The 8,096-nt window shown below is 72.3% G+C and carries 7 protein-coding genes; 3 read left to right on the forward strand and 4 right to left on the reverse strand.

The annotated features are described in order from the left end of the window. The first annotated feature begins 281 nt into the window (after nucleotides 1-281). Together VF825_RS02045 and VF825_RS02050 are read left to right on the forward strand one after the other, a co-directional pair. Nucleotides 282-485 carry a hypothetical protein gene (locus VF825_RS02045; protein WP_331109617.1) on the forward strand — a complete coding sequence of 68 codons (204 nt, stop codon included), beginning with the start codon at nucleotides 282-284 and terminating at the stop codon, nucleotides 483-485. Between the two features lie 391 nt (nucleotides 486-876). Further along, the gene (locus VF825_RS02050) at nucleotides 877-2,751 is read left to right on the forward strand and encodes an acyl-CoA dehydrogenase (RefSeq protein WP_331109619.1); all 1,875 of its coding nucleotides are present in this window, start codon (nucleotides 877-879) and stop codon (nucleotides 2,749-2,751) included. Between the two features lie 99 nt (nucleotides 2,752-2,850). Here the strand turns inward: VF825_RS02050 and VF825_RS02055 are convergent, their stop codons facing one another. Next, nucleotides 2,851-3,516, reverse strand: a complete 666-nt coding sequence (locus tag VF825_RS02055; protein WP_331109621.1) for a ParB N-terminal domain-containing protein — start codon at nucleotides 3,514-3,516, stop codon at nucleotides 2,851-2,853. 129 nt (nucleotides 3,517-3,645) lie between these two features. Continuing rightward, nucleotides 3,646-3,879: a DUF6458 family protein gene (locus VF825_RS02060; protein WP_331109623.1), complete on the reverse strand. Its 234-nt coding sequence runs from the start codon at nucleotides 3,877-3,879 to the stop codon at nucleotides 3,646-3,648. A gap of 134 nt (nucleotides 3,880-4,013) precedes the next feature. Here VF825_RS02060 and VF825_RS02065 point away from each other — a divergent pair, with 134 nt between their 5' ends. Further along, nucleotides 4,014-5,618 (forward strand): NAD(P)/FAD-dependent oxidoreductase, encoded by a 1,605-nt coding sequence (locus VF825_RS02065; RefSeq protein WP_331109625.1) that lies wholly within the window; start codon nucleotides 4,014-4,016, stop codon nucleotides 5,616-5,618. A gap of 3 nt (nucleotides 5,619-5,621) precedes the next feature. Here VF825_RS02065 and VF825_RS02070 read toward each other — a convergent pair whose 3' ends face one another. Both VF825_RS02070 and VF825_RS02075 read right to left on the reverse strand, forming a co-directional pair. After that, on the reverse strand, nucleotides 5,622-6,062 hold the full coding sequence (locus tag VF825_RS02070) for an SRPBCC family protein (RefSeq protein WP_331109627.1): 441 nt from the start codon (nucleotides 6,060-6,062) through the stop codon (nucleotides 5,622-5,624). Between the two features lie 72 nt (nucleotides 6,063-6,134). Beyond that, nucleotides 6,135-7,979, reverse strand: a complete 1,845-nt coding sequence (locus tag VF825_RS02075) for an NHL domain-containing thioredoxin family protein (RefSeq protein WP_331109629.1) — start codon at nucleotides 7,977-7,979, stop codon at nucleotides 6,135-6,137. Nucleotides 7,980-8,096 lie beyond the last annotated feature (117 nt).

Raw genomic sequence — 8,096 nt, forward strand, 5'->3', positions numbered from 1 at the left:
GGCCTTCGAGTTCAGCTTGATCGTCCTGCGCATCGCTTCTCTCCCGGGAACGGTGACACTTCGGATACTCCGACTCCCCCAACGAGGCAAGGTAATCGAACGCTCTTGGCCGTGATCGAAGCCATACGAAGTCTTTACCGAGTCTGGGATGCGCCTTACCTCACGCAGCCCGGCGCGCCTTAACGCCTCACAGCGCAGGGACCTACCCTGCGAGCCGGAAGAAGGTGGCCACCCGGAGCCACCCTGATCGCTCACCACGGCACCACGACAGGAAGGCACACATGATCCAACGACTGTTCTCCGCGGCCGTCGTCCTCTGGCTCATGATCGGGGTGCTTGCCACCTTCCAGCGCGGCTACTTCGGCACCGGCACCAGGAACTGCGCCCAGTTCGGCACTGTCGCCGTCAACGTCCTCGCCGGCCCGCTGAACTACACCGGCGCCAACCCCCAGGTCCACTGCGTGGTGCCCCAGCCCTCCAGGTAGGGCTGCGCGCGGACGCGCGACGCACCAGATGGATCCGGACGGGTCCGGCTTGACCGGTGCCGGCTCGTCGTGAATTCGCGCAGGCCTGCCGCGATGAGTGCCGCGGCCGGATCGTCCTCCGAGGCATCGGCACCCCCACCGATCCGGCTGAGGACCTGACGGGTCAGGGCCTTGGGGCGGGCAGAAGGAGCGCCGCTGACGCGAGGACCACCTTCCAGCGGATCCGGGACTCATCCGCCTCGTCACGTGACCACGGGCACGTCGACTCGTGCGGGGGCAGGGCTTGCGCGTGTTACCCACCGGTAGCATCATGGAAGTTACCCGCCAGTAACTGGCGGGCTCCCCGTTCGGCCATCTCTGGCCACTGATGCGAGCACCGGAGGACCGCCCGATGGGCCACTACAAGAGCAACCTTCGCGACCTGGAGTTCAACCTCTTCGAGGTGTTCGGCCGGCAGGACGTGCTGGGCCACGGGCCCTACTCCGAGGTCGACGCCGACACCGCGCGCGAGATGCTCAAGGAGGTGGCCCGCCTCTCCGAGAACGAGCTCGCCGCCTCGTTCGCCGACGCCGACCGCACCCCGCCGGTCTACGACCCCAAGACCTACTCGGTGGCCATGCCCGAGGGGTTCAAGAAGAGCTACCAGGCCTACGTCGACTCCGGCTTCTGGAGCGTCGACGTCCCCGGCGAGCTCGACGGCACCGTCGCCCCGCCGTCGCTGAAGTGGGCCATGAACGAGATGGTCCTCGGCGCCAACCCGGCGATCGCGATGTTCGCCGCCAGCTACTCCTTCTCCAAGCTGCTCTACATCCTCGGCACCGACGAGCAGAAGAAGCTCGCCCGCTGGATCGCCGAGAAGGGCTGGCACTGCACGATGGTGCTGACCGAGCCGGACGCCGGCTCCGACGTCGGCGCCGGACGCACCAAGGCCGTCCAGAACGAGGACGGCACCTGGAACATCACCGGCGTGAAGCGGTTCATCACCTCCGCCGAGTCGGACATGACCGACAACGTGGTCCACTTCGTGCTCGCCCGCCCCGAGGGCGCCGGCCCGGGCACCAAGGGCCTGTCGCTGTTCATCGTCCCGAAGTTCCACGTCGACCTCGAGACCGGTGAGCTGGGCGAGCGCAACGGCGCCAACGTCACCAACCTCGAGCACAAGATGGGCCTGAAGGTCTCCACGACCTGCGAGGTCACCTTCGGCGACAAGGAGCCGGCAGTCGGCACCCTGTTCGGCGACGTGCACGACGGCATCGCGCAGATGTTCCGCGTCATCGAGCACGCCCGGATGCTGGTCGGCACCAAGGCCATCTCGACCCTGTCGACGGCCTACCTCAACGCGCTCGACTACGCCAAGGAGCGCGTCCAGGGGGCCGACCTGACCCAGATGACCGACAAGTCCGCGCCGCGCGTGACCATCACGCACCACCCGGACGTGCGCCGCTCGCTGATGCTGCAGAAGGCGTATGCCGAGGGCTTGCGTGCGCTGGTCCTCTACACCGCCACGCAGCAGGACGTCGTGGACCAGGCCCAGCTCGAGACCGGTCTCGAGGAGCTTGAGAAGGACTCCCCGGCGGCCATGGCCAACCGGGTCAACGACCTCCTGCTGCCGATCGTCAAGGGCGTCGGCTCCGAGCGGGCGTGGGTGCTGCTCGGCCAGGAGTCGCTGCAGACCCTGGGCGGCTCGGGCTTCCTGCAGGACTACCCGATCGAGCAGTACATCCGCGACGCCAAGATCGACACGCTCTACGAGGGCACCACGGCGATCCAGGGCCTGGACTTCTTCTTCCGCAAGATCATCCGCGACAAGGGCCAGGCGCTCGGCCACGTGGCCATGCAGATCCAGGAGTTCGCCAAGAACCTCGGCGCCACCGAGGGTGCGCTGGACACCGAGCGCGAGCTACTCGGCAAGGCGCTCGAGGACGTGCAGGGCATCCTCGGCTTCATGGTCGGCGAGCTGATGAAGTCCGACCCGCGCCAGGACGGTGGCGAGATCACCAACCTGTACAAGGTCGGCCAGAACACCAGCCGCCTGCTGCTGGCCGCCGGTGACCTCGTCGTCGGCTGGCTGCTGCTGCGCCAGGCCGAGATCGCCAAGACGGCGCTGGCCACCGGCCCGTCGGAGAAGGACCGGCGCTTCTACGAGGGCAAGGTCGCAGCGGCGTCCTTCTTCGCCCGCACCGTCCTGCCCAAGATCGCGGCCGAGCGCCAGATCGCCGAGGCCACGGACAACTCCCTGATGGACGTCGCCGAGGAGGCGTTCTAAGAGAGGCAACCACCCGGCATACCGCAGGGGTGGTGCCGGGGGACCAGGACCGACGGAGGGCCGGCGCACAGGGGTGCCGGCCCTTCGTCGCCTCCGGGTTCAGCTCGACAGGGACGCGGGGGCGCCCAGCTCCTCGAAACCGACGTCCACGGTGGGAGCCGGGGTGGCCGCCCGGAACCGGGTCACCCCGGCGGGCAGGACGCCCACGGTCGCCGCGATCGTGACGATTGTGGCCAGGTCGGGCACCTGCCAGATGACCTCGGTCCGGCCGGGCTCCGGCGGCAGCGGCTCGGTCAGCCGGGCGTAGGGCCCGGCCTGGTAGCACTCGGCGACGAGGCGGAACGCGGCCATGAGCGCCGCCGGAGAGTCCTCGTCGGCGTGGACGCCGGCCTCGCCCCCGGTCGTCCGGATCGAGGCCACGACGGGGCCGGGCCTGGCGGCGGCCCGGTCGGCCAGCTCGGCCAGGCGCGCCTGCGCCCCCTGCTCGGCGACCGCGTGCGTCCAGCCGGTCAGCGCGAGCGCCTCGGCGGCGGGCACCACGAGGGCCGCGATGCGCGGCACGCCCAACCGCCGCAGCGCCGTGGTGCGGTGGGCCCCGTCGAGCAGGAACATGCCGTGCTCGGTCGGCGTGACCAGGACCGGCTCGCGCTGACGGCGTTCGGCGGCGAGGACCGTCACGAGCTGCTTGATGCGGGCAGGCTCGACCTCCTCGTGCAGCAGCAGCTGGGCGGGGTCGAGGTGGGCCAACGTGGGCTCGTGCGGCACTGCGGACTTCCTTTCCGTCCCGGGCGCTGGGCCCGCGGCGGGACACTACCGTCCGCAAGCGCACACAGGTATGCCGTGGGGTCGGCTCCCAGCGCTGGGAGCCGAACCCACGGCATACAGGAGGTGGTCCTAGCGGCGGTCCTCCGGCGGGACGCCCATCTCGCGGTGCTCGACCACGGCGGTGTGCGAGGTGTTGACGCGCTGCTGGTTCATCACCAGCGCGAGGATGACGGCGAGGGCGCCCGCCCCCATGAGGATCCAGCCGATCAGGTCGAGGTTCACCCCCGACATGAAGTCCTGCGGGACCGCGAACGTGACGACGGCTCCCACGACCAGCAGGAAGATCCCGAGACCGATGCCCATCTGCGTTCTCCTTCGTCCGGGGCCAGCAGCCGGGTGCTGACGGCCCGTGCCAAGTGTGGGGTGAAACCACCCAGTCGGCCACGCGAGACCGCGCTTGCCGGGCAGAGCCCCCGCTCCTGGGTCAGGATGGTGCCGTGCCTGCGCTGCCAACCGAGACCGCCGACGCCGTCGTCATCGGCGCCGGCCACCACGGCCTGGTGACGGCCGCCGTCCTCGCCGACGCCGGCTGGGACGTGCTGGTGCTCGAGGCCCGGGACCGGGTCGGTGGCGCGGTGGCGTCGGTGGTGCGCGACGGCTGGGTCATGGACGAGTTCAGCGCGTGCCACCCCCTCGCGGCCGCGTCCCCGGTGCTGCAGGCGCTGGCGCTGGACGAGGTCGGGCTGGAGTGGGCCCGCTCGGAGCGGGTGCTGGCCCACGTGGGGGCGCCGGAGGACACCGAGGGCGCGCTGCTGCACCAGGACCCGGAGCGGACCGCGGCCTGGCTGGCGCACGAGCACCCGGCCGACGGCGAGGCCTGGCTGCAGCTGGTGCGGGACTACGACCGGGTCAGGGGGCCGTTCCTCGACGCCCTGCTCACCCGGTGGCCACCGGTGGGCCCCGGTGCGCGGCTGGCCGGCGTGCTCGGGCGCGAGCTGCCGCGGTTCGCCCGCTTCCTGACGCTGCCCGTGGCCCGGATGGGTGAGGAGCTGTTCACCGGGCGGGGCGGGCGCGAGCTGCTCGCCGGCAATGCCATGCACGCGGACATCCCTCCGGACTCGGCTGGTAGCGGCGTCTTCGGCTGGCTCATGACCATGCTCGCGCAGGACGTCGGGTTCCCTTCTCCCGTGGGCGGTTCCGGCCGTCTCGCCGAGGCGCTGGCCGAACGTGCCCGTCGCTGCGGCGCGCGGATTGAGCTCGGCGAGACGGTCACCGGCATCGACGTGCGCGGCGGCCGGGCGGGGGCCGTGACCACCGCTAGCGGCCGGTGGGTGCGCGCGCGTCGGGCGGTCGTCGCCGACACGAGCGCCCCGGCGCTCTACGAGCAGCTCCTGCCCGAGTCGGCGGTGCCGCGCCGCGTGCGCGACGACCTGCGCCGCCGCTACCAGTGGGACCTGCCCACCGTGAAGCTGAACTACCGCCTCAGCGCCCCGGTGCCGTGGACGGCCGAGGCGGCCCGGGGCGCCGGTGTGGTCCACGTCGGGGCGGACCTGCCCGGCCTGGTCCGGTGGTCCGCGGACCTCGGCGGTGGTCGCCTGCCGGAGCACCCCTTCGCCCTGGTCGGTCAGATGTCGACGATCGACCCGACCCGCTCGCCCGAGGGCACCGAGGCCCTGTGGGTCTACACCCACCTGCCGCGCGGGGTCCACGACGACGCCAGCGCAGACGTGGTGGCCGGGCGGACCGAGGCGATGATGGACCGCTACGCGCCCGGGTGGCACGACCTGGTGCTCGACCGCTGGGTGCAGCGGCCCGCGGAGCTGCACGCGCAGGATGCCAACCTCGGCCAGGGCGCCGTCGGCGGTGGCACCCAGCAGCTGTCACAGCAGCTGGTGTTCCGCCCGGTGACCGGCCTGGGCGGCCCCCGCACTGCCATCGAGGCCCTCTACCTCGGCAGCGCCGCGACCCACCCCGGGGGCGGGGTGCATGGGGCCTGCGGCTATCTCGCCGCGCGGTGCGCCCTGGCCGACAACCGGTGGTGGGGTGCACCCCGGCGACGGCTCGCGCTGGGTGCGCTGCACGCGATACAGGGCGCGCCGTAGGGGTCAGCCGTGCTCGTGGCCCTCGGCGATGAGGGCCAGGCGGTGCAGCGTCTCGGCGTTGCGCGGGGCGAGGGCTAGCTTGCGCACGGGGTACGGCAGGAACCGGGCCGGTCCGTGGGTGGCGTCCTCGCGCATGGTCAGCCGGCTGCCGTCACCGTCGGGCTCGACCTCGAGCTCGACGAAGGCCTCCCCGAAGGGCCGGGTCTTGGCCTGCAGGCGCACGAGGCGACCCGGCTCGACCCGGGTCACCTCCGTCTCGTCGCTGAGCACGAGCGGCCAGGACCCCACCGAGTGGTGGATCCGCGAGCCTCGCGCGGGCCAGCCGCCGTCGACGGCGCGGATGCGGGACGCCCCGACCACCCACCCCGCGTAGGACCAGCCGTCGGCCACCACCGCCCAGACTGCCTCGGGGCTGGCATCGCAGTGGCGGGAGACGGTGATCACGGGCACCTCCGGGTGTGAGGGTTCCCGGCCAGTCTGACCCGGCCGGCGGCGCCGCGCCTGCCGACGCCGGGGTCAGACGCCGCGCAGGTCCAGCCGCAGCTCGGTGTCGGCCCCCTCGGCGAGCACGACGGGGATGCCCCAGTCCTGCTGGTAGAGGTGGCACGCCGCGTGCTCGGGCACCTCACCGGTGACCGGGTCGCCGTCGCAGGCCGCGGCCCGCACCGAGATGTGCAGGATGCCGCTGCCGACGGCCGGGTCGAGGTGCAGCGTGCGGGCCAGGCCGGTCGCCGTGCCGGCGCCCTCGCGCACGAAGGCCTCCGGCGAGCTCGACACCATGAGCTGGGTCGGGTCGCCCCAACGGTGGTCGAGCTTCTGCCCGGTCGGCGGGGTGAAGCCGATGACCAGCTCGACGTCGCCGGCGGACAGCTCGGTGGGCGGCCGCTGGGTCTGGCGGGCGAGGCCGTCGACGACCTGAGCCTCGGCCGGGATCGGGACCCGGACCAGTTGGTGGGCGGCCGACTCGACCACCACCAGCCGGGCCTCGTCGCCGTCGACCTCGACCACCGCGTCGCTCGGCTCGCGCAGGCCCGTGGCCAGCGTGCTGACCTCTCGCGCGACCGGGTCGAACCGGCGGATCGCACCGTTGTAGGTGTCGCTGATGGCGACCGAGCCGTCGGGCAGCACGGTGACGCCGAGCGGGTGCTGCAGCAGCGCCTGCCCGGCTGCGCCATCGCGGTGGCCAAAGTCGAAGAGCCCCTGCCCGACATGGGTCTCGACCTCGAAGCCGTTGTCCGTCAACGAGATCGAGCGCAGCGCTGACGTCTCGGGGTCGGCGACCCACACCCGGCTGCCGTCGGCGGAGGTGGCCAAGCCGGAGGACTGGGCGAACCACGCCTCGTCGGCCACGCCGTCCCGGATGCCCTCGGCGGAGGTGCCGGCCAGCACCGCGACGGTGTTGTCCGCAGGGTCCGTGGCCAGGTGCAGCGCCCACAGCTGGTGCACGCCCGCCATGGCGACAACGACCCGGTCGGCAAACCATGCCACGTCCCACGGGGTCGACAGGTCCTGCTTCAGCGCCGGGCCGCTGCCGGAGCGCTCGCGCAGCTGGCGGCCCGTGCCGGCGAGGGTGAGGACCGCGCCGTCGGCGAGGCGCACGCCCTTGACCTGGTGGTTGACGCTGTCGGCGACCACCACGTCGTAGCCCACGCGGGCGGCGACCTCGGCGGGCAGCAGGGCCAGCCCCTGCGGCTCCTGGAAGACCGCACGCGAGCCCAATCGGGCCCGCTCGGTGACGAGGTCGTCCTCGAGGTGGACCAGCTGGTGGTGGGCGGTGTCGGAGACCAGGAACGACCCGTCGGGCAGGGTGACCGCCTTGCCCGGGAAGCGCAGCGCCGTCTCGGGTGCGGGCGGCGGCACGTAGGGCGCGTCGCCGCGGCGCAGGGTGCCCTTGGCGGCGTGCTCCTCGATGAGCTCCTCGACGAGCACCGACAGCCCGTGGGCGTGGCCCTCCCCGGACATCGACGCGACGACGTAGCCCTCGGGGTCGATGACCACGAGCGTGGGCCACGCGCGGGCGGTGTAGGCCTTCCACGTCACCAGCTCGGGGTCGTCGAGGACCGGGTGGTGCACGGCATACCGCTCGACGGCGGCGACCAGGGCGTCAGGGTCGGCCTCGTGCTCGAACTTGGGCGAGTGCACCCCGACGAGGACGAGGGAGTCGGCGTACTTCTCCTCCAGCGGGCGCAGCTCGTCCAGGACGTGCAGGCAGTTGACGCAGCAGAACGTCCAGAAGTCCAGGACCACGACCCGGCCGCGCAGGTCGGCCAGGGACAGGTCCGTGCCGCCGGTGTTGAGCCAGCCGCGGCCGGCAAGCTCGGGGGCGCGGACGCGCAGGCGCCTGGTGACGGTGTCGCTCATGCGCGCTGGAACGGCAGTCGGCGGTCGCGCAGGACCGGGAAGCTCTCGCGGTAGTCGTCGACGGAACTCATGTCGACCTCAACACTGAGCACCTGCTCCCCGCTTCCCGCCACGGCC

Origin of the sequence: Oryzihumus sp. (assembly GCF_036391795.1) — a bacterium.
GTDB lineage: Bacteria > Actinomycetota > Actinomycetes > Actinomycetales > Dermatophilaceae > Oryzihumus.

What these genes read in the sequence shown, in the direction of transcription:
- VF825_RS02050 (WP_331109619.1), top strand. Translation starts at nt 877, where the DNA reads ATGGGCCACTACAAGAGCAACCTTCGCGACCTGGAGTTCAACCTCTTC.
- VF825_RS02060 (WP_331109623.1), bottom strand. Translation starts at nt 3,879, where the DNA reads ATGGGCATCGGTCTCGGGATCTTCCTGCTGGTCGTGGGAGCCGTCGTC.
- VF825_RS02075 (WP_331109629.1), bottom strand. Translation starts at nt 7,979, where the DNA reads ATGAGCGACACCGTCACCAGGCGCCTGCGCGTCCGCGCCCCCGAGCTT.
- VF825_RS02045 (WP_331109617.1), top strand. Translation starts at nt 282, where the DNA reads ATGATCCAACGACTGTTCTCCGCGGCCGTCGTCCTCTGGCTCATGATC.